General features: G+C 70.4%; 16 protein-coding genes and 2 pseudogenes. 8 read left to right on the top strand and 10 right to left on the bottom strand.

All coding sequences use genetic code 11. The annotated features are described in order from the left end of the window. Positions 1-52: 52 nt before the first annotated feature. On the bottom strand, positions 53-1270 hold the full coding sequence (locus G7070_RS12960) for a M20 metallopeptidase family protein (protein WP_246227102.1): 1218 nt from the start codon (positions 1268-1270) through the stop codon (positions 53-55). Positions 1271-1357: 87 nt separating this feature from the next. On the opposite strand from G7070_RS12960, the gene G7070_RS12955 reads away from it, so the two are divergent. Continuing rightward, positions 1358-2602, top strand: a complete 1245-nt coding sequence (locus G7070_RS12955; protein ID WP_166234078.1) for an AI-2E family transporter — start codon at positions 1358-1360, stop codon at positions 2600-2602. A gap of 138 nt (positions 2603-2740) precedes the next feature. Here G7070_RS12955 and G7070_RS12950 read toward each other — a convergent pair whose 3' ends face one another. Genes G7070_RS12950 through G7070_RS12915 form a run of 8 tightly spaced genes read right to left on the bottom strand, consistent with a single transcriptional unit; the run spans position 2741 to position 9266 of the window. Beyond that, positions 2741-3124, bottom strand: coding sequence for a metal-sulfur cluster assembly factor (locus G7070_RS12950; protein WP_166234077.1), 384 nt, complete (start codon positions 3122-3124; stop codon positions 2741-2743). Then, positions 3121-3579, bottom strand: a complete 459-nt coding sequence (sufU, locus tag G7070_RS12945) for a Fe-S cluster assembly sulfur transfer protein SufU (RefSeq protein WP_166234076.1) — start codon at positions 3577-3579, stop codon at positions 3121-3123. Before sufU ends, G7070_RS12950 begins: the two co-directional genes overlap by 4 nt. Continuing rightward, positions 3576-4853, bottom strand: coding sequence for a SufS family cysteine desulfurase (locus G7070_RS12940; RefSeq protein ID WP_166234075.1), 1278 nt, complete (start codon positions 4851-4853; stop codon positions 3576-3578). The genes sufU and G7070_RS12940 overlap by 4 nt, the downstream gene beginning before the upstream one ends. Then, positions 4846-5610, bottom strand: coding sequence for a Fe-S cluster assembly ATPase SufC (sufC, locus tag G7070_RS12935; RefSeq protein ID WP_166234074.1), 765 nt, complete (start codon positions 5608-5610; stop codon positions 4846-4848). The genes G7070_RS12940 and sufC overlap by 8 nt, the downstream gene beginning before the upstream one ends. 6 nt (positions 5611-5616) lie before the next feature. Continuing rightward, a complete protein-coding gene (locus G7070_RS12930; RefSeq protein ID WP_166234073.1) occupies positions 5617-5946 on the bottom strand; it encodes a non-heme iron oxygenase ferredoxin subunit in 330 nt (109 codons plus the stop codon). Continuing rightward, positions 5943-7121: a Fe-S cluster assembly protein SufD gene (gene sufD / locus G7070_RS12925; protein WP_246227100.1), complete on the bottom strand. Its 1179-nt coding sequence runs from the start codon at positions 7119-7121 to the stop codon at positions 5943-5945. The genes G7070_RS12930 and sufD overlap by 4 nt, the downstream gene beginning before the upstream one ends. Before the next feature lie 31 nt (positions 7122-7152). After that, the gene (gene sufB, locus G7070_RS12920) at positions 7153-8589 is read right to left on the bottom strand and encodes a Fe-S cluster assembly protein SufB (RefSeq protein ID WP_166234072.1); all 1437 of its coding nucleotides are present in this window, start codon (positions 8587-8589) and stop codon (positions 7153-7155) included. Then, a complete protein-coding gene (locus G7070_RS12915) occupies positions 8586-9266 on the bottom strand; it encodes a helix-turn-helix transcriptional regulator (protein WP_166234071.1) in 681 nt (226 codons plus the stop codon). The genes sufB and G7070_RS12915 overlap by 4 nt, the downstream gene beginning before the upstream one ends. A gap of 229 nt (positions 9267-9495) precedes the next feature. On the opposite strand from G7070_RS12915, the pseudogene G7070_RS12910 reads away from it, so the two are divergent. The 4 genes and pseudogenes from G7070_RS12910 to G7070_RS12895 all read left to right on the top strand — a co-directional run bounded on the left by G7070_RS12910 (position 9496) and on the right by G7070_RS12895 (position 14304). After that, a pseudogene (locus G7070_RS12910) lies at positions 9496-11935 on the top strand (sodium-translocating pyrophosphatase). A gap of 4 nt (positions 11936-11939) precedes the next feature. Further along, on the top strand, positions 11940-12647 hold the full coding sequence (locus G7070_RS12905; RefSeq protein ID WP_166234070.1) for an ABC transporter ATP-binding protein: 708 nt from the start codon (positions 11940-11942) through the stop codon (positions 12645-12647). Continuing rightward, positions 12644-13405, top strand: a complete 762-nt coding sequence (locus G7070_RS12900) for an ABC transporter permease (RefSeq protein WP_166234069.1) — start codon at positions 12644-12646, stop codon at positions 13403-13405. The genes G7070_RS12905 and G7070_RS12900 overlap by 4 nt, the downstream gene beginning before the upstream one ends. Further along, on the top strand, positions 13393-14304 hold the full coding sequence (locus G7070_RS12895; RefSeq protein ID WP_166234068.1) for a COX15/CtaA family protein: 912 nt from the start codon (positions 13393-13395) through the stop codon (positions 14302-14304). Before G7070_RS12900 ends, G7070_RS12895 begins: the two co-directional genes overlap by 13 nt. A 1422-nt stretch (positions 14305-15726) precedes the next feature. Here G7070_RS12895 and G7070_RS12890 read toward each other — a convergent pair. Further along, positions 15727-16653 carry a heme o synthase gene (locus tag G7070_RS12890; protein WP_166234067.1) on the bottom strand — a complete coding sequence of 309 codons (927 nt, stop codon included), beginning with the start codon at positions 16651-16653 and terminating at the stop codon, positions 15727-15729. 192 nt (positions 16654-16845) lie between these two features. Here G7070_RS12890 and tal point away from each other — a divergent pair, with 192 nt between their 5' ends. The 3 genes and pseudogenes from tal to G7070_RS12875 all read left to right on the top strand — a co-directional run bounded on the left by tal (position 16846) and on the right by G7070_RS12875 (position 20434). Next, complete coding sequence (tal, locus tag G7070_RS12885; RefSeq protein WP_166234066.1) at positions 16846-17931, top strand: transaldolase; 1086 nt, start codon at positions 16846-16848, stop codon at positions 17929-17931. A gap of 34 nt (positions 17932-17965) precedes the next feature. After that, a pseudogene (gene zwf, locus G7070_RS12880) lies at positions 17966-19500 on the top strand (glucose-6-phosphate dehydrogenase). A gap of 10 nt (positions 19501-19510) precedes the next feature. After that, positions 19511-20434 carry a glucose-6-phosphate dehydrogenase assembly protein OpcA gene (locus G7070_RS12875; RefSeq protein ID WP_166234065.1) on the top strand — a complete coding sequence of 308 codons (924 nt, stop codon included), beginning with the start codon at positions 19511-19513 and terminating at the stop codon, positions 20432-20434. The last annotated feature ends 1 nt before the right edge of the window (position 20435 follow it).

The raw sequence follows: 20435 nt of genomic DNA, 5'->3' as shown, positions 1-20435 counted from the left end.
CCGGCGGCGGCCGTCCGGCGAGGATCGATCGCCGCCGGCCGCCCGGCCCGGCTCAGGACGCGGCGAGCTCGTCCAGCGCCTCGTGCGCCAGCGTCGCGTACACCGCCATCGCCTCGGGCAGGACCGCGTCGTCGAAGAACGCGGTCGCCGAGTGGTTGTAGGTGGTGTCGGCCAGGTCGGTGCCCGCCGGGACGCCCGAGTACGCGATGAACGCCCCCGGCACCAGGTTGAGCACCTCGGAGAAGTCCTCCGAGCCGCCCAGCGGCGACTCCAGCTCGAAGTAGCGGTCGCCGACCACGCCGCGGATCACCCGCTCGGCGAACGCGGCCTGCTCGGGGTCGCAGACCGTGGGGCCGACGCCGCGGGCGTACACCATCTCCGCCCGGACGCCGTGGGCGGACGCGATCCCCTCCACCAGGGCGGGCAGCACCTGCTCGATGCGGTCGCGGGCGCCGTCGGAGAACGTCCGGATGGACATGTCGAGGTGGCAGCGCTCGGGGATGACGTTGCGGGCCTCCCCCGCTGACGCGACGCCGACGTTGATGATGACGGGGTCCGTGGCGGCGAACTTCTTCGCGATCACCGTCTGGATCGCCGAGATCACCTCCGCCATCACCGGCACGGGGTCGTTGGCCAGGTGCGGGGCCGAGCCGTGGCCACCCTTGCCGACCAGGTCGACGGTGAGCGAGTCGCTGGCCGCCATGATCGGCCCGGGACGGGTCGACCAGGTGCCCGCGGGGAAGATCGAGCTGAACACGTGCATGCCGAACGCCCGGTCGGCGCGCCGGCCCGCGGCGTCCAGGACGCCCTCGGCGATCATGATCGGCGCGCCGGTGAGGAGCTCCTCGCCGGGCTGGAACATGAACACGACGTCGCCGGGAAGCTCGTCGCGGCGGGCGTGCAGCAGCCGCGCGGCCCCCACCAGCGAGGAGGTGTGGACGTCGTGGCCGCAGCCGTGCATGAAGCCGGCGCGCTGCGACGCGTGCTCCCAGCCGGTCTCCTCCTGCACGGGCAGGCCGTCCATGTCGGCGCGCAGCAGCACGATGGGACGCTCGCCGTCCGGCGCGGCCCCGCCGCGCAGCACCGCCGTCACGGACGTGGAGCCGGTGCCCTTCGTGACCTCGAGGTCCAGGCCCGCCAGGGCGTCCAGGACGACCGACTGCGTCCAGGGCACGTCGTTGCCCGTCTCGGGATGGGAGTGCAGCCGGTGGCGCAGCTCCGTGATCTCGGTGTGGAGCTCGCGTGCGTCCGCGGTGTAGTCGCGCATCATTCCTCCGGATGATCGGGTGGTCGACCCGAGTCTAGGGAAGCGTGGGCGGTGCGCGACACGTCGTTCGCACCGCCTAGGCTCTCCTCCATGGCACAGCCCAGCGACACAGCCGCGACGCCCCCGCGCAGTAGGCGCGTCGTCATTCCCGCGGTCACCACGATCCTGCTGACGCTCACCTGCGCGCTCGTGGTGCTGTTCGGGATGCACCAGTACGCCGACATCATCGGCCCCCTGATGCTGACGCTGAACCTGTTCATCGCCGCGTACCCGATCCAGACGCTCCTGATCCGCAAGGGCGTCCCGAAGTTGCTGGCCCAGATCATCCTGGCGATCGTCGTGTTCGCGATCCTGTCCGCGTTCTTCTTCGCGCTGGTGTGGTCGATCACCGCGCTGGTGCAGGAACTCCCGCAGTACCAGCGGCAGTTCTGGACGCTGTACCACCAGACGGTGTCGTGGCTGAGTCAGTTCGGGATCTCCGAGCAGCAGGTGCTGGACCAGCTCAAGACGCTCAACCCGGCGAGCTTCACCGGCATCCTGACCAGCGCCCTGGGCAGCGTCACCAACATCGTGACGATGCTCACCGTCATCATCGTGATGATCTTCATGATGGCGTTCGACACCGACACGTTCGGCGGCCGCAACGACGCGCTGAAGCGCTACCAGCCGCGCATCTGGCACTCGATCGCCGACTTCATCGCAGGCGTGCGCCGGTACTGGGTGGTGTCGACGATCTTCGGCCTCATCGTCGCGATCATCGACGTGATCGCGCTGGAGTTCCTCAACGTGCCGCTCGCGCTGGTGTGGGGCATCCTCGCGTTCCTGACCAACTACATCCCCAACGTCGGCTTCGTCATCGGCCTCGTGCCGCCCGCCATCATGGCGCTGCTGGCCAACGACCCGCTGACAGCGCTGCTGGTCGTGATCATCTACTCGGTGGTCAACTTCGTGATCCAGTCGATCATCCAGCCCAAGTTCAACGGGGACGCCGTCGGCGTCACCGCGCTGGTGTCGTTCCTGTCGCTGCTGCTGTGGAGCTCGGTGATCGGCGCGCTCGGCGCCCTGCTGGCGCTGCCGATGACGCTGCTGGCCAAGGCGATCCTCGTCGACCACGACCCGCAGATGCGCTGGCTGAACGCGTTCATCTCCAACGACCCCGCGATGGCCGACCCGCGCGTCCCGGCGTCCGACGAGGACCACCACCACGGCACGCCCGCGTCGCGGCCCGCCGCCCCGGACGCCGTCCCCGGCCCGGCCCCGGCGGCCACCGACCCGGCCGCCGACGCGGACGGCTCGCCCGGCTCCCCGACGCCTCGCGACTCCGCGACCTCCTAGCCCGGCCGCCCCACCGCGCACGCCGTCCGGGGGACGCGTCGGCGTCGAGCCCCCGGCGCCCTCGGCCACCCGCACCGCGGCGCACCGGACGCACGAACGCCCGCCCGGGCGTCCCGGGCGGGCGTTCGTGTGACGGCGCTACAGGTTGTAGCCGATGGCGCGCAGCTGCTCGCGGCCGTCGTCGGTGATGTTGTCCAGGGTCCACGGCGGCAGCCAGACCCAGTTGATCGTCGCCGAGTTGACCAGCGGCGACAGCGCCACCTGGGTGTCGTACTCCAGGCGGTCGGTCAGCGGGCAGGTCGGCGACGTCAGCGTCATGTCGATCGTGGCGTTGTTGTCCTCGTCGACCGTGATGCCGTAGACCAGGCCCAGGTCGACGACGTTGACCATCAGCTCGGGGTCGACCACGTCGCGCATGGCCTCCTCGAGGTCTTCGATGGACGCGACGTCGGCGCCCGGGGCGGCCGCGGCGTCCGGGAAGGTGTCCTTCACCAGGTCCGAGGGGCGGGGGGTCTCGGTCATGCTTCCTCCTGCTGTTCGTTCGACGCCAGCGCCTGCGCGGCGGCGTCCTTCCAGGCCGACCAGCCCAGCAGCGCGCACTTCACGCGCGCCGGGAACTGGGAGACGCCGAGGAAGGCGATCCCGTCCTCCAGGACGTCCTCGTCGGGCTCGGCCCTGCCCTGGCTGTGCATCATCTCGTGGAACGCCGCCTCGATGGCCAGCGCCTCCTCCACGGTACGCCCGATCACCAGGTCGGCCATCACCGAGGTGGACGCCTGCGAGATGGAGCAGCCCTCCGCGTCGTAGCTGACGTCGGCGACCCGGTCGCCGTCCAGGTGGACGCGCAGGTCGATCTCGTCGCCGCACGACGGGTTGACGTGATGCACCTGCGCCTCGAAGGGCTCGCGGAGCCCGGCGTGGTGCTTCTCCTTGTAGTGGTCGAGGATGATCTCCTGGTACATCTGCTCGACGCTCATCGGTGCCTCCCGAAGAAGTCGCGGGTGTAGTCGAGCGCCTCGCCCAGCTGGTCGATCTCCTGCGGCGTCGTGTACAGGTAGAACGACGCGCGGGTCGACGACTGGACGCCGAGGCGCTTGTGCAGCGGCCGCGCGCAGTGATGGCCGCCGCGCACGGCGACCCCCCGGGCGTCGAGCATCTGCATGGTGTCGTGCGGGTGGATGTCGAAGCCGTCCTCGCTGGTGAGCGTGAACGAGATCGCTCCCCCGCGGTCGACCGGCTCGGTGGGCCCGAGGATCCGCAGCCCCTCGACGGCCTGCAGCCGCTCGAGCGCGTAGGCGGTGATGGCGTGCTCGTGCTGCGCGACGGCGTCCATGCCGACCCCGGTGAGGTAGTCGGCGGCGGCGCCGAGCGCGACGGCCTCCGCGATCGGCGGCGTCCCGGCCTCGAAGCGGGCCGGCGGCGGCGCGAACGTGGAGCCTTCCATGGTGACGACCTCGATCATCTCGCCGCCGCCGAGGAACGGCGGCAGGTCGGCGAGCAGGTCGTAGCGGCCCCACAGCACGCCGATGCCGGTCGGCCCGACCATCTTGTGGCCGGTGAACGCGACCAGGTCGGCGCCGGTGGCGGGCAGGTCGACCGCGAACTGCGGGACGGCCTGCGAGGCGTCCAGGACGGCGATCGCCCCGACGGCGTGCGCGCGCGCCACGATGTCGGCGACCGGGGTGACCGTGCCGAGCACGTTGGACACCCACGCCACCGACACGATCTTGGTGCGCTCGTTGATGAGGCCCGCGGCGTCCGCCCCTGCCAGGTCGAGGCGCCCCTCGTCGGTGATGTCGAACCAGCGCAGCGTGGCGCCGGTGCGGCGGCACAGCAGCTGCCAGGGGACGATGTTGGAGTGGTGCTCCAGCACCGAGATGACGACCTCGTCGCCCGGGCCCAGGCGCACGTGCTCACCGAGGGTGTGCGCGGCGAGGTTCAGTGCCTCGGACGCGTTCTTGGTGAAGACGATCTCCTCGGGGCGCGTCGCGCCCACGAACGTGGCGACCTTCGACCGGCCGCCCTCGAAGCCGGCCGACGCCTCCGCGCCGAGCGTGTGCATGGCGCGGGCGACGTTGGCGTTGTGCTCGGCGTAGTGCTCCGCCAGCGCGTCGATGACGACGCGGGGCTTCTGCGACGTGTTCGCCGAGTCGAGGTAGGCCAGCGGCGCGCCGCCCACCGTCCGGTCCAGGATGGGGAAATCGGACCGGACGCGGGCGGGCAGCGCCTGCGCAGCGGCTCGATCAGGCATTCGCCCGGGCCGCGGCGATGTAGGAGTCGTAGCCGGTCTCCTCCAGCTTCTGGGCCAGCTCGGGGCCACCCTCGGTCACCACGCGGCCGTCGACGTACACGTGCACGAAGTCGGGCTTGATGTAGTTGAGGATGCGCGTGTAGTGCGTGATGAGCAGCACGCCGCGGTCGCCCTGGGCGGTGTAGCGGTTGACGCCGTCGGCCACGACGCGCAGGGCGTCGATGTCCAGACCGGAGTCGGTCTCGTCCAGGATCGCGTACTTCGGCTGCAGGAGCTGCAACTGCACGATCTCGGCGCGCTTCTTCTCGCCGCCGGAGAAGCCCTCGTTCAGCGAGCGCGAGGTGAAGGAGTCGTCCAGGCCGAGCTCCTGCATGGCTGCGTTGACCTCCTTGACCCAGGTGCGGACCTTGGGGGCCTCGCCGTCCAGCGCCGTCTTGGCGGTGCGCAGGAAGTTCGCGGTGGAGACGCCGGGCACCTCGACCGGGTACTGCATGGCCAGGAACAGGCCGGCGCGGGCGCGCTCGTCGACGGTGAGCTCGTTGAGCGGGGTGCCGTCCAGCGTCACGGTGCCCGAGGTGATGTGGTACTTCGGGTGGCCGGCGAGGCTGTAGGCCAGCGTGGACTTGCCCGAGCCGTTGGGGCCCATGATGGCGTGGACCTCACCGGGGTTGATGGTCAGGTCGACGCCCTTGAGGATCTCCTTGGGGCCGTCCTCGGTCTCGACATCGACGTGCAGGCCGGAAATTTCAAGCGACATGGTGGTTCAGAACTCCTGTGTGATCGGGTTCTCGAGGTCGACGTAGATGTCGTCGGCCTCGATCTTGACGGGATAGACGGGGACGGGCTGCGTGGCGGGCAGGTCGAGGGCCTCGCCGGTGCGCAGGTCGAAACGGCTGCCGTGCGCGAAGCACTCCAGGGTGCAGTCCTCGACCTCACCCAGGCTCAGCATCACGGCCTGATGGCTGCATTCGTCACGGATGGCGAACAGCTCGCCCTCGGTCGAGACGAGGGCGACCAGGGTGCCCTCGACGTCGACCGAGTACGGCTTGTCCTCCTCCAGCTCGGTAGCGGGGCAGGCGAACGCCCAGCTCACGAAGCCTCCGGGACCGACTTCGCGGTTCCGATGGTCGAGGCGAGCTCGCGCTCGACCTCGGCGATCAGGCGCTCCTCGACGTCCGGGATGCCGATGCGGCGGATGATCTCCACGAAGAAGCCCATCACGACCAGGCGCTTGGCCTCGTCGGGGTCGATGCCGCGGCTCGTGAGGTAGAACAGCTGCTCGTCGTCGAACCGGCCGGTGGTCGAGGAGTGTCCCGCGCCCACGATCTCGCCGGTCTCGATCTCCAGGTTCGGCACCGAGTCGGCGCGCGCCCCCTCGGTGAGCACCAGGTTCTTGTTGGTCTCGTAGGTCTCGATGTTCTCGGCGACCTTGCGGATCAGCACGTCGCCGACCCAGACCGTGTGCGCGTCCTTGCCCTGCAGCGCGCCGCGGTAGTCCACGTGGCTGTAGGTCTCGGGCGCGTTGTGGTCCACGAAGAGCCGGTGCTCGATGTGCTGGCCGGCGTCGGCGAAGTAGACGCCGAACATCTCGGCGCGGCCGCCGGGGCCGTCGTAGAACACGTTGGTGTGCAGCCGGGTCACGTCGCCGCCGAAGCTGACGTTGACGTGCCGGTAGGTGGCGTCGCGGCCCACGCGGGCGGTGTGCTCGCCGGCGTGCAGGGCGTCGTCGGCCCAGTCCTGCAGCGACACGACGGTCAGGTTGGCGCCCGGCTGGACGTCGATCTCGACGTTCTCCAGCACCTGCGCCGACCCGGTGTGCCGCAGCACGACGGTCGCCTTGGAGTTGGGCTCCGCCACGATGACGTTGACCCGGTTGACGCGACCCGCGGCGTCCGTGCCCCGCAGGTGCAGCCGGACGGGCTCGGACAGCTCCGCGTTCGCGGGGATGCGCACGACCTGGGCGGTCGGCGCGCCGTCGTCGGCCAGCGCCGCGATGCGGTCGCCGGGCACCAGCACGGTGCCCCGCGGCGCCTCGCCGGCGGCGGCCTCGGAGATCTCGACGCCGTCGGGGGCCTCGACGTCGACGGTCAGCACGTCGGCGTCCGGGGCCGGCTCGAGGAGGGCCTTGATGCGGCGCAGCGGGGTGAACCGCCACACCTCCTCGCGGCCGTCCGGCATCGGGTGGTCAGCCAGGTCGAAGCTGGGCTTGGGATGCAGGTGCGACTCGATCGTCTCGATCGCACCGGCCACGTTGGGAACTTCAGTCACGCTCACGTTGTTCGTTTCCTCCCCGCGGGCGTCAGCCCACGGCTCCTTCCATCTGCAGCTCGATCAGTCGGTTCAGCTCCAGCGCGTACTCCATGGGGAGCTCGCGGGCGATCGGCTCCACGAAGCCGCGGACGATCATGGCCATGGCCTCGTCCTCGCCCATCCCGCGCTGCATCAGGTAGAAGAGCTGGTCCTCGGACACCTTCGAGACGGTCGCCTCGTGGGCCATGGACACGTCGTCCACCTGGACGTCGACGTAGGGGTACGTGTCGGAGCGGCTGATCGTGTCGACCAGCAGCGCGTCGCACTTCACGCTCGAGGCGCTGTGGTGCGCCTGCGGCTGCACCTCGACCAGGCCGCGGTAGGACGCCCGCCCGCCGCCGCGCGCCACCGACTTGGAGATGATGGAGCTCGAGGTGTGCGGCGCCGCGTGCACCATCTTCGAGCCGGTGTCCTGGTGCTGACCCTCGCCGGCGAACGCGATCGACAGCGTCTCGCCCTTGGCGTGGTCGCCCAGCAGCCACACGGCCGGGTACTTCATGGTGACCTTCGAGCCGATGTTGCCGTCGATCCACTCCATCGTCGCGCCGGCCTCGCAGGTCGCGCGCTTGGTGACGAGGTTGTAGACGTTGTTCGACCAGTTCTGGATCGTGGTGTAGCGGACGCGGGCGCCCTTCTTCACGACGATCTCGACGACGGCCGAGTGCAGCGAGTCCGACTTGTAGATCGGGGCGGTGCAGCCCTCGACGTAGTGGACGTAGGAGTCCTCGTCGGCGATGATCAGCGTCCGCTCGAACTGGCCCATGTTCTCGGTGTTGATCCGGAAGTAGGCCTGCAGCGGGATCGACACGTGGACGCCCTTGGGCACGTAGATGAACGAGCCGCCCGACCACACCGCGGTGTTCAGCGAGGCGAACTTGTTGTCGCCGGTCGGGATGACGGTGCCGAAGTACTCCTGGAAGAGCTCCGGGTGCTCCTTCAGCGCGGTGTCGGTGTCGAGGAAGACGACGCCCTGGCGCTCGAGCTCCTCGTTGATCTTGTGGTAGACGACCTCGGACTCGTACTGGGCCGCGACGCCGGCGACGAGCCGCGCCTTCTCGGCCTCGGGGATGCCCAGGCGGTCGTAGGTGTTCTTGATGTCCTCGGGCAGGTCCTCCCAGCTGGTGGCCTGCTTCTCGGTGGACTTCACGTAGTACTTGATGTTGTCGAAGTCGATGTCGGACAGGTCCGCGCCCCACGAGGGCATCGGCTTGCGCCCGAAGAGCTTCAGGCCGCGCAGGCGGCGCTCCAGCATCCACTCGGGCTCGCCCTTGCGGTTCGAGATGTCGCGCACGACGTCCTCGTTGAGGCCGCGTCGGGCCGAAGCGCCGGCGGAGTCCTGGTCGTGCCAGCCGAACCGGTACTTGCCGAGCGCCTCCAGGTGCTCGTCCTGGGTCGAACCGAGGCCGGGTGCCTGGGTCTGGGTCATGAGATCGTCCTCTCGACAGGGTGTGGGATGTGCGTGGTGCACACCCCGTCTCCGTGTGCAATCGTGGCGAGCCGCTGAACGTGGCTCCCCAGTAGTTCGGAAAAAACTCGGGTCTCCGCGGCGCAGAGCTCGGGGAACTCCCGCGCCACGTGCGCCACCGGGCAGTGGTACTGGCACAGCTGGGTGCCGGAGGCCACCGGCTTGAGCGACGCGACGTACCCCTGCTCGTTGAGTACTTCAGTCAACGCGTCGGCGGGGCTGGAGTATTCCGACCCCTCGGCGCCGAACCTGCGCCGGACCTCCTCCATCACCTGGTCGGCGAAGGCGGTGATCGCCTGCTGTCCGCCCTCGGCGCGCAGGAACTGCAGCGCCTGGATGGCCAGTTGGTCGTACGCCTGGTAGAACTCGCTGCGCCCCTCGTCGGTCAGGCAGAACACCTTGGCCGGACGCCCGCGTCCGCGCTGCCCGTAGACGCGCTGGTCGCGCGCCTCGAGGTCGCCGGACTCGATGAGCGCCGCCAGGTGCCGGCGGACGGCCGCCGGGGTCAGGTCGAGGCGCTCCGCCAGTTCGGCGGCGGTCGAGGGCCCCTCCTGCAGGATCGAACGGGCGACCCGTTCGCGGGTCGACGCCTCGAGGACGTCGGAGTCGGTCAGCGGCATCGCGTCCTGGCTGGACATCAGCGCCTCCCTCCCTCGTATTTGACAACACCATTCTTGCAAAATCAGCGCCAGACGCAAACTCGCCGCCCGGCAGGTGGTCGGGGCGGCAACCCCCGGCAACTTCCCCGCCCGGACTCCAGTCGTCACGACTAGTACTAACGTCTGTAGTGGACGACCCAACGTCGCCCTGGAACACGCATCAGCAGGAGTCATCGTGGATTCCCGTCGGCCACTCGCCCGCACACTCATCCTGTCCGCCCTACCGCTGGCCCTCGTGGGCTGCTCGGGCGGCGTCGCATCCGGCGAACACGCCGGCGGGGAGGCGAACATCCAACTGCCCGACCTGGATGCCGCCACCTTCTTCGGGGCGCGGTCGGCGGCCGCGCACTCCTGGCCATCGGCCTGGCCGTGTGCCTGGTCGGCCTCACGTTCGGCCTCGTCAGCTACATGAAGCTGCGCAAGCTGCCGATCCACCGCTCGCTCGCCGAGATCTCGGACCTGATCTACCGCACCTGCCTGGCGTACCTGCGCCAGCAGGGCGTCTTCCTGCTGCGGCTGTGGCTGTTCATCGCCGCGGTGATCTTCGTCTACTTCAAGTTCCTCGCCGGGCGGGCTGGGGCCAGGTGTCGATCATCCTGGGCTTCTCGCTGCTGGGCATGGCGGGCTCGTTCGTCATCGCCTGGTACGGCATCCGCGTCAACACGTTCGCCAACGGGCGCACCGCGTTCGCCGCGCTGCGCGGGCGTCCCTACGACGTGCACGAGATCCCGCTGCGCTCGGGCATGAGCGTCGGCATGGTGCTCATCTCCGTCGAGCTGCTCATCATGCTCGGCATCATGCTGTTCCTGCCCGGCTCGATCGCGGGCTCCTGCTTCATCGGCTTCGCCATCGGCGAGTCGCTGGGCGCCGCGGCGCTGCGGATCGCGGGCGGCATCTTCACCAAGATCGCCGACGTCGGCTCCGACCTGATGAAGATCGTCTTCAAGATCAAGGAGGACGACGCCCGCAACCCCGGCGTCATCGCCGACTGCACCGGCGACAACGCCGGCGACTCGGTCGGCCCGTCCGCCGACGGCTTCGAGACCTACGGCGTGACCGGCGTCGCGCTGGTGACGTTCATCATGCTGGCGGTGCCGCCGGCCCGCGCCGACCTGCAGGCCACCCTGCTCGTGTGGATCTTCGTGATCCGCGCCGTCATGGTGCTCGCCTCGGCGATGTCGTACGCGCTGACCCGCGCCTGGGTGCACGCCCGGCACGCCGACGACCCCGACCTCGACTTCGAGGCGCCGCTCACCCTGCTGGTGTGGGTGACCTCGATCGTCTCGATCGCGCTCACCTTCCTGACCACGGTGGTGCTCGTCCCGGCGATCGGCGACGGCAGCACCTGGTGGAAGCTGTCGCTCATCGTGTCCTGCGGCACGCTCGCCGGCGCGCTCATCCCCGAGCTGGTCAAGGCGTTCACGTCGGTCAAGAGCAGCCACACCAAGGAGGTCGTGGCGTCCTCGGATGCGGGCGGCCCCTCGCTCAACATCCTGTCCGGCCTGGTGGCGGGCAACTTCTCCGCCTACTGGCTCGGCATGGCGATCGTCGGCCTCATGGGGGCCGCCTACGGCATCTCCACGACGCTCGGCTTCGGCGACAACCTGCACGCCCCGGCGGTGTTCGCCTTCGGCCTGGTCGCGTTCGGCTTCCTCGGCATGGGCCCGGTCACCATCGCGGTCGACTCCTACGGCCCCGTCACCGACAACGCCCAGTCGGTCTACGAGCTGTCGATGATCGAGACGCTGCCGGACGCCCCCGCCGAGATCGAGCGCAGCCACGGCTTCACCGTCGACTGGGAGCGGGCCAAGTACCTGCTCGAGGCCAACGACGCGGCCGGCAACACGTTCAAGGCGACCGCCAAGCCGGTGCTGATCGGCACCGCAGTCGTGGGCGCCACCACGATGATCTTCTCGATCATCATGGCGCTCACCGCCGGCATGACGACCAACCTGGAGAACCTGTCGCTGCTGCACCCGCCGTTCCTGCTCGGCCTCATCGCCGGCGGCGCGGTCATCTACTGGTTCACCGGCGCGTCCATCCAGGCGGTCACCACCGGCGCCTACCGGGCCGTGGAGTACATCCAGGACACCATCCGCCTCGACGAGGACGCGGTGCGCGCGTCCGCCGAGGACAGCGAGAAGGTCGTGGAGATCTGCACGGTGTACGCCCAGCGCGGCATGTTCAACATCTTCCTGGGCGTGTTCTTCGCCACGCTGGCCTTCGCGTTCGTGGAGCCGTTCTTCTTCATCGGCTACCTGATCTCGATCGCCCTGTTCGGCCTCTACCAGGCCATCTTCATGGCGAACGCGGGCGGCGCCTGGGACAACGCCAAGAAGATCGTCGAGGTCGACCTGGGCGCCAAGGGCACCCCGCTGCACGAGGCGGCCGTGGTCGGCGACACCGTCGGCGACCCCTACAAGGACACCAGCTCGGTGGCCCTCAACCCCGTCATCAAGTTCACCACGCTGTTCGGCCTGCTGGCCGTCGAGCTGGCGGTGTCGCTGCGCGCGGCCGGCCAGGGCGGCCTGGTGACCGTGCTGGCTGCGGTGTTCTTCCTGGTGTCCGCCGGATTCGTGTGGCGGAGCTTCTACCGGATGCGCATCGACACCAAAGCTCAGGTCAGGGAGCACGCGACGGTAGTCTGAACGGGTGCCGTCCTCGCCCGCTCTGATCAGCTCCGGGCTCGAGGTGACCCTCGGGGGACGTGACGTCCTCCGAGGGTTGTCCTTCGAGGCCCAACCAGGCGCCGTCACGGCGCTGCTGGGGCCCAACGGGGCGGGCAAGACCACGACGGTCCGTGTCCTGACCGGGCTCCTGCGCGCCGACGCCGGCACCGTCACCACCCTGGGCCTGCCCGCCGGCCACCCCGACGCCCTGGCCCGCATCGGCCTGATGCCGCAGGCGACCGGCGCGTGGTCCGGCGTCCGGCCCGGCGAACTGCTGCGCTACCTGGCCTCGCTGTACGCGCACCCCCAGCCCGTCGAGGCGCTCGCGGAGCGCATCGGCATCGACCTGTCGCTCAAGACGCCGTACCGGCGGCTGTCGGGCGGGCAGCAGCAGGCGATCAACCTCGCCGGCGCGCTCGTCGGACGCCCCGAGCTCGTCCTGCTCGACGAGCCGACCGCCGGCATGGACCCGCACGCCCGCCGCCGCGCCTGGGCGCTCATCCGGGACCTGGCGGACGCCGGCGTGGCCGTCCTGCTGACCACCCACGCCATGGACGAGGCCGCCGAACTGGCCGACCACGTGTGGATCATGGACGCCGGCCGCGTCGTCATCGACGGCACCGTGCCCGACCTGACCAGGGACGCGTCCCTGGAGGACGTCTTCCTCGCCCACACCACGGAGGCGCCGTGAGCCTCGACCTGTCCCCGCGCAGCGGCGTCGCGCCGCAGGGCCGCCGCGTGCTGCGGCACGCCGCGCTGGAGGCGTCCCTGCTGCTGCGCAACGGCGAACAGTTGCTGCTGTCCCTGGTCATCCCGCTGGGCCTGCTCGTGGCCGGGATGCTCTGGGGCGGGCGCTTCGGCCTGGACGCCCGCGCCTTCCCGGCGTCGGTGATCGCGCTGGCGCTGTGGTCGACCTCGTTCACGTCGCTGGCGATCAACACGGCCTTCGAGCGGCGCAACGGCGTCCTGGAGCGGCTGGCGGCCACGCCGCTGACCCGCACCGACCTCGTCGCGGGCAAGGCGCTGGCCACGACCGCGATCGCCCTGGGGCAGGTCGCGGTGATCGCGGCGGTCGCGTTCGCGCTGGGTTGGCGTCCGGAGGCGAACCCCGGGCAGGTCGCGCTCGCCGTGCTGGCCTCGGTGTTCTCCCTGGTCACGTTCGCGTGCTTCGCGCTGGCCCTGGCCGGCCGGCTGCGCGCCGAGGCGACCCTCGCCGTCGCCAACCTGATCTACCTGCTCGTCGCGGCCGGCGGCGCCCTGGTGCTGCCGCTGGCGGCGTACCCGGACGCCCTCCGACTCCCGCTGCTCCTGCTCCCGTCCGGGGCGCTGGGCGAGAGCCTGCGCGCCGCGGCCACCGGCGGCTTCCAGCCGTTCCTCGTCGTCATCTCGGCCGCCTGGGCGGCCCTCGCACTCGCCGTCGCTCGAAAGGCATTCCGATGGACCAGTTGAACCTCACCTGGCTGCGCCGCTGGGCCGTGGCGTCCCTGGTGGCCAACATGGCGATCGTCTGGACCGGCGCGCTGGTCCGGCTCACCAAGTCGGGGCTGGGCTGCGCCACCTGGCCGCAGTGCCAGCCCGGCTCGTACGTCCCCCGCCCCGAGGACGGCCTGCACGGCCTCATCGAGTTCGGCAACCGGACGCTGACCTTCGTGCTCGCCGCGATCGCCCTGGGGATGTTCATCACCGCCTACCGGGCGTGGAAGGCCGGCGCGGTCACCGAGCGGATGCCCGTCCTCGCGTTCGGCGTCGGCCTCGGCATCATCGCCCAGGCCGTCATCGGCGGGGTGTCGGTGCTGATGCAGCTCAACCCGTGGGTCGTCGGCCTGCACATGGTGGTGTCGATGGCGCTGATCCTGATGTGCGTGGTGCTGGTCCGCGACGCCTACGGCCTGCGTCCCGTGCCGGTCCCGAACCGACTCGTCACGCTCACGACGGTCGTGTTCTGGCTCGGCATGGTCGTCGTGGCGCTCGGCGTCGTGGTGACCGGCGCCGGCCCGCACGCCGGCGACGGCGCCGCCCAGCGCAACGGCCTGTCCGCCGAGTGGACCGCCAAGATCCACGCCTGGGCCGTCTGGGCGATCGTCGCGCTGACGCTGCTGGGACTGTGGTGGGCCTGGGCGCAGCCGCGCGCCCGTCGCCTGTGGCTGGGCCTGCTGGCGGTGATCCTGCTGCAGGGCGTCATCGGGTACGTCCAGTACTTCACGCACCTGCCGATGGGCATGGTGTTCGCCCACATGGTCGGCACCACGCTGTTCGCCGCCGCGTTGGGCCACCTGTACTTCCGCACCGTCCCGGACGCCCCCGCGTGGTACCGCCCCGCCCGCGACGTCCACCTGCACGCGTCCTGACACCCGCCGAGGCCCGGCGCATCGAGGCCCGGGGCATCGAGCCCCGGGGCGCCCTTTCGTCCGACGCGACTCCGCGCGTCCGACGCGACCCCGCGCGTCCGACGCATCCCGCGCGTCCGACGCCGCTTCGCGCTTCCGACGCCGCTTCGCGCGTCCCCCATCCCCGCGCTCGCCCACACACGCCGGACATCCCGCTTGCGCCAGACGCCCCCGCTTGCGACGAACCGCCCCCGCTTACGACCAAACGCCCCCGCTCGCGACGAACCGCCCCCGGTCGCAACCAACCGCCCCCGCTCGCAACCAAACGCCCCCGCTCGCAACCAGTCGCCCCCGCTTACGCCAGACGCCCCCGTTCCTGCGTGGGCGTCTGACGCAAACGGGGGCAACTGCAACAGCCCAGACCGCGGAAGCGAGAACAGCAGGACTCCAACGACACACCCGCAGCCACCCACCGCACCTTGCCAGTCGCCACCGCCCGCGCCTTCGCCCCAACGCCCCCGTTCGCGACAGACGCCCCCGTTCGCGACCAAACGCCCGCGCTGCGACCGGTCGCCCCCGGTTGGGCCAGACGCCCCCGTTCCTGCGTGGGCGTCTGACGCAAGCGGGGGCAACTGCAACAGCCCAGACCGCGGGAGCGAGAACACCAGGACTCCAGCAACACGCCCGCTGCCATCGCCGCCCCCGCCGTCGCCAAGCGGCCCCCGCTCACGACCAAACGCTCCCGTTCGCGACCAGTTGCCCCGGTTCGCGACCAGACGCCCCGTTCGCGACCAGACGCCCCCGATTACGACCAACGCCCCCGTTCGCGACCAAACGCCCGCGCTTGCGACCAGTCGCCCCCGGTTGCGCCAGACGCCCCCGTTCCTGCGTGGGCGTCTGACGCAAACGGGGGCAACTGCAACAGCCCAGACCGCGGGAGCGAGAACACCAGGACCCCAGCAACACGGCCGCTGCCATCGCCGCCCCCGCCGTCGCCAAGCAGCCCCCGCCGTCGCCAAGCCGCCGCCCCCGCCCACGACCAATTGCCCTGGTTCGCGGCCAGTTGCCCCGGTTCGCGACCAGACGCACCCGTTCACGACCAGACGCCCCCGCTCGCGACCAGACGCCCCCGTTCGCGACCAGACGCCCCCGTTCGCGACCAGACGCCCCCGCTCGCGTCCAACCGCCCCCGCTTGAAACCAAACGCCCCCGCTGAGCCCAGGTGCCCCCGTTCCTGCGCGGGCGGCTGGCGCAAACGGGGGCGACTGGAACGGCAGGCGTGGCGGGCAACCGACCCCGAGGCGCTCAGGTGACCGGGGCCGCTCAGACGACCAAGCCCCTCAAGAAGACTCGGCGGCTCAGACGACCGAGCGCCCAGACATCGAAGCCCCTCGAGAACGACGAAGCGCCTCAGAAGACCGAGCGGCTCAGAAGCCGAAGACGTCAGAAGAACAGCGCGTCCACCGCGGCGGCGATGAAGACGATCGCCAGGTAGCTGTTGGACCAGTGGAACAGCCGCATGGGCGCGAGCTTGGCGTCCTGCAGGCCGGCGTCGGCGCGGCGCAGGAGCGCGATCGACTCCCAGATCAGCACGACGCCGCAGGCCGCGGCCACCGCGGGGTACAGCCACCCGGTGTGCGCCACCGGCCACAGCACCATGCTGGTGGCGACGGTGAGCACCGAGTACAGGAGGATCTGCCGGGCCACGTAGGGCGCCTCGCGGACCACGGGGAGCATCGGGACGTCGACGCCCGCGTAGTCCTCGCGGTAGCGCAGGCCGAGCGCCCAGGTGTGCGGCGGCGTCCAGAAGAACACGATCAGGAACAGGATCAGCGGCGGCCAGGCGATCGAGCCGGTGACGGCCGTCCAGCCGATCAGGGGCGGGAAGCAGCCCGCGACGCCACCCCACACGATGTTCATCGGGGTGCGGCGCTTGAGCCACACGGTGTAGATGAAGACGTAGTACAGGATCGCGGCGACCGACAGGCCGGCGGACAGCCAGTTGGCGCCGAAGCCGAGCATCAGCACCGAGGCGATGCCCAACACCACCCCGAACGCGTAGGCGGCGCCCTTCGACACCTGGTCGCGCACCATCGGACGCCGACGCGTGCGCCGCATCTGCTCGTCGATGTCGGCGTCCAGCACCGAGTTGAAGACGTTCGCCGACGCCGCCGACAGCGTGCCGCCGATGAAGGTGACGGTCGCCAGGGCCAGCGACGGGAAACCGCGCGCGGCGAGGAACATCGCCGGAAACGTGGTGACCAGCAGGAGTTCGATGATGCGGGGCTTGGTGAGGCCGATGTAGGCCAGCAGCGTGCCCTTCAGGCCGGGCGCGGTCGGCGTCGGCGCGCTCGTCCGAGTTGGGTGCATGCCGCGAACCTCCAGATGACTTCGGCGGACGCGGGAGAGGACCCGGCGTCCGGGGCAGTTTACCTCGCCCCCGCGACGACAGCCCACGCCCCCATCCCGGAATCGCCACCGCCCGGCCTGAGCCGCGCTCGACTGAGTAGAGTCGGAGCAAGAGGCGTTGCAACGCCATGGAAGACAACTCAGGAGTACTTCATGAATGATCGCCTGAAGGCCCTCGCCGATGCCGGGGTCTCGATCTGGCTCGACGACCTGTCCCGGGGCCGCCTCAAGAGCGGGAACCTCGCCGAGATGATCGCCGATTACTACGTGTCGGGCGTCACGACCAACCCCACCATCTTCGCGGCGGCGCTGGCCAAGGGCGCCGACTACGCCGAGCAGCTCCAGGGGCTGACCGACGTCGACGAGGCCATCACGGCCTGCACCACCACCGACGTGCGCGACGCCTGCGACCTGTTCGCCGACGCCTACCGCGCGACGAAGGGCTTCGACGGCCGCGTCTCCATCGAGGTCGCCCCGACCCTGGCCCACGACACCGAGGCCACCATCGCGCAGGCCAAGGAGCTCCACGGGCTCGTGGACCGCGACAACGTCCTCATCAAGATCCCCGCGACCAAGGCGGGCCTGCCGGCCATCACCGAGACGATCGCGGCCGGCATCTCGGTCAACGTCACGCTGATCTTCTCCGAGGAGCGCTACCGCGAGGTCATGGACGCCTACCTGGCCGGCCTCGAGAAGGCCGCCGCCGCCGGCATCGACCTGTCGGGCATCCACTCCGTGGCGTCGTTCTTCATCAGCCGCGTCGACTCCGAGATCGACAAGCGCCTCGCGGCGCTCGGCAAGGACGAGCTCAAGGGCAAGGCCGCCATCGCCAACGCCGAGGTCGCCCTCGGCGCCTACGACGAGGTGTTCGGCTCCGAGCGCTACCAGGCGCTGGCCGCGCAGGGCGCCAACGTGCAGCGTCCGCTGTGGGCGTCCACGGGCACCAAGGACCCGGCCTACCCCGACACGCTCTACGTCTCCGACCTGGTCGCCGACGGCGTCGTCAACACGATGCCGGAGAAGACGCTGCTCGCCTTCGCCGACCACGGCGAGGTCGGCCCGTCCATCCAGGGCAAGGCCGCGCACGGCGCCGAGGTGCTGGCCGAGGTGGCCGCCGCCGGCGTCGACCTGCCGGAGGTCTTCGAGGTGCTCGAGACCGAGGGCGTCGACAAGTTCATCGTGAGCTGGCACGAACTGCAGGCCACCGTCAAGGGGGCCCTGGAGGCCGCGAACGCCTGAAACCGATTCCGCTGAGGGTGGCTAGGATCACCGGGTGACCGATTCCGCCGCCAATCCTTTGCGCGACGCGACCGATCGCCGGTTGCCCCGAGTGCCCGGGCCCTGCGCCCTGGTGATGTTCGGGGTGACCGGCGATCTGGCGCAGAAGAAGCTCCTGCCCGCCATCTACGACCTCGCCAACCGCGGACTGCTCCCGCCCGGCTTCGCGCTGGTCGGCTACGGCCGCCGCGACTGGGACGCCGAGCAGTTCACCGAGTACGTCCGCGAATCCGTGAAGAACCACGCCCGGACGCCGTTCCGCGCCGAGGTGTTCCAGCAGCTCGCCGACGGCCTGCGCTTCGTGTCGGGCGCCTTCAACTCCGACGACGGCTTCGAGAACCTCCGCGAGACGCTGCGCGAGGTGGATGAGTCCCAGGGCACCGAGGGCAACCACGTCTACTACCTCTCGATCCCGCCGGCCGGCTTCGACCAGGTGATCGAGCAGCTCCGCAAGCATCAGCTCGTCGACAAGTCCGCCACCAAGCCGTGGAACCGCGTCGTCATCGAGAAGCCGTTCGGCCACGACCTGGCGAGCGCCCGCGAGCTGGAGGAGCGCGTCTCGAGCGTGTTCAACTCCAACGAGGTGTTCCGCATCGACCACTACCTCGGCAAGGAGACGGTGCAGAACCTGCTGGCGCTGCGCTTCGCCAACCAGCTGTTCGAGCCGATCTGGAACCGCAACTACGTCAGCCACGTCCAGATCACGATGGCCGAGGACATCGGCATCGGCGGCCGCGCCGGCTACTACGACGGCATCGGCGCCGCCCGCGACGTCATCCAGAACCACCTGCTGCAGCTGCTGGCGCTCGTCGGAATGGAGGAGCCGAGCTCGTTCGAGCCGGGCAACCTGCGCGCCGAGAAGGAGAAGGTGCTTGCCGCCGCGCGCGCCCCCCGCAACCTGAAGTCCCACACCGCCCGCGGCCAGTACACCGCCGGCTGGGCGGGCGGCCAGCGGGTCAAGGGGTACCTGGAGGAGGACGGCATCCCCGCCGACTCCCAGACCGAGACCTACGCCTCCTTCCGCGTCGACATCGACAACCGCCGGTGGGCAGGGGTGCCGTTCTACCTGCGTTCGGCCAAGCGGATGCCGCGCCGGGTGACGGAGGTGGCGCTGATGATGCAGTCCGCACCGCACCTGCCGTTCCACCTCAACGACACCGAGCAGCTCGGCGCCAACGCACTGGTGCTGCGCATCCAGCCAGACGAGGGCGTGGCGCTGCGGTTCGGCGCGAAGGTGCCGGCCACCCAGATGGAGATCCGCGACGTGACGATGGACTTCAACTACGGCACGAGCTTCGCCGAGTCGAGCCCGGAGGCGTACGAACGCCTCATCCTGGACGTGATGCTGGGCGACCCGCCCCTGTTCCCGCAGCACACCGAGGTCGAGCTGAGCTGGAAGATCCTGGACCCGATCCTGGACTACTGGGCCGGCAAGGACCATCAGCCCGAGGGGTACGCGGCCGGCACGTGGGGCCCCCGAGTGGCAAGACCATGCTGGAGCGCGACGGCTTCGTCTGGCGACGGCCGTAGGAGGACGACGATGATCAAGACCATCAAGGGGACCACCTCGGCGGGCATCCAGACCGCGATCAGCGAGATCCGGCACAACCTGGGCGCGGCGTCCGGCATGGTGTTCACGCTGCTGGTGATGCCGCAGCCGTCCGACGTCGACGAGGTGATGGACGCCTGCCTCGAGGCCGGCCGCGAGCACCCCTCGCGCATCATCCTGGCCACCGACGGCTCGTCGCGCTCGGACCGCATGGACGCCGAGATCCAGGTCGGGGAGGGCATCCCCGGCGAGGTCATCACGCTGAAGTTCCACGGCGAGGTCGCCCAGCACAAGGCGTCCGCGTTGCTGCCGCTGCTGCTGCCCGACAGCCCCGTGATCGCGTGGTGGCCGGGGCAGTCCCCCGCCCACCCGTCGCAGGATCCGGTCGGGGCGCTGGCCTCGCGCCGCATCACCGACGCGATGGGCGAGGACGACCCGGTGGCCGGCCTGGTGGCCCGCGCCGGCTGCCTGGCCCCCGGCGACACCGACCTGACCTGGACGCGGCTGACCCCGTGGCGCGCCCTGCTGGCCTCGGCGCTGGATCAGCCCCGCGGCACGGTGAAGTCGGCGTCGGTGCACGCCGCCGACGGCAACGCGCCCGGGCTGCTGCTCGCGGCGTGGCTGCGTTCGCGGCTGGGCACCGAGGTCCGGTTCGAGCCCAACGCCGGCCCGGGCATCACCGAGGTGACGCTCACCACCGACGAGGGCGAGATCAAGGTGGCCCGCACCGACGGCAAGATGGCGACCTTCGCGGCGCCGGGCTCCCCCACGCTCGCGGTCGCGCTGCGCCGCCGCGACATCGCCGCACTGATCACTGAAGAGCTGCGGGTACTGGAGGCCGACCACGTGTTCGCGGCGTCCATGGCAGAGTTGGCAGCGGACGAATCGTTGGCGGAGCTCACCCAGGGGGTGTGAC

The sequence above is a fragment of the Propioniciclava coleopterorum genome, assembly GCF_011393335.1.
GTDB lineage: Bacteria > Actinomycetota > Actinomycetes > Propionibacteriales > Propionibacteriaceae > Propioniciclava > Propioniciclava coleopterorum.
The sequence above is the reverse complement of the archived record's forward strand: the minus strand, read 5'-3'. Positions and strand labels throughout refer to the sequence as shown.

Bases quoted from the DNA above. Each gene is read 5' to 3' on its own strand.
- G7070_RS12960 (WP_246227102.1), bottom strand. From the start codon at position 1,270: ATGATGCGCGACTACACCGCGGACGCACGCGAGCTCCACACCGAGATC.
- G7070_RS12955 (WP_166234078.1), top strand. From the start codon at position 1,358: ATGGCACAGCCCAGCGACACAGCCGCGACGCCCCCGCGCAGTAGGCGC.
- G7070_RS12950 (WP_166234077.1), bottom strand. From the start codon at position 3,124: ATGACCGAGACCCCCCGCCCCTCGGACCTGGTGAAGGACACCTTCCCG.
- sufU (WP_166234076.1), bottom strand. From the start codon at position 3,579: ATGAGCGTCGAGCAGATGTACCAGGAGATCATCCTCGACCACTACAAG.
- G7070_RS12940 (WP_166234075.1), bottom strand. From the start codon at position 4,853: ATGCCTGATCGAGCCGCTGCGCAGGCGCTGCCCGCCCGCGTCCGGTCC.
- sufC (WP_166234074.1), bottom strand. From the start codon at position 5,610: ATGTCGCTTGAAATTTCCGGCCTGCACGTCGATGTCGAGACCGAGGAC.
- sufB (WP_166234072.1), bottom strand. From the start codon at position 8,589: ATGACCCAGACCCAGGCACCCGGCCTCGGTTCGACCCAGGACGAGCAC.
- G7070_RS12915 (WP_166234071.1), bottom strand. From the start codon at position 9,266: ATGTCCAGCCAGGACGCGATGCCGCTGACCGACTCCGACGTCCTCGAG.
- G7070_RS12895 (WP_166234068.1), top strand. From the start codon at position 13,393: ATGGACCAGTTGAACCTCACCTGGCTGCGCCGCTGGGCCGTGGCGTCC.
- G7070_RS12890 (WP_166234067.1), bottom strand. From the start codon at position 16,653: ATGCACCCAACTCGGACGAGCGCGCCGACGCCGACCGCGCCCGGCCTG.
- tal (WP_166234066.1), top strand. From the start codon at position 16,846: ATGAATGATCGCCTGAAGGCCCTCGCCGATGCCGGGGTCTCGATCTGG.
- G7070_RS12875 (WP_166234065.1), top strand. From the start codon at position 19,511: ATGATCAAGACCATCAAGGGGACCACCTCGGCGGGCATCCAGACCGCG.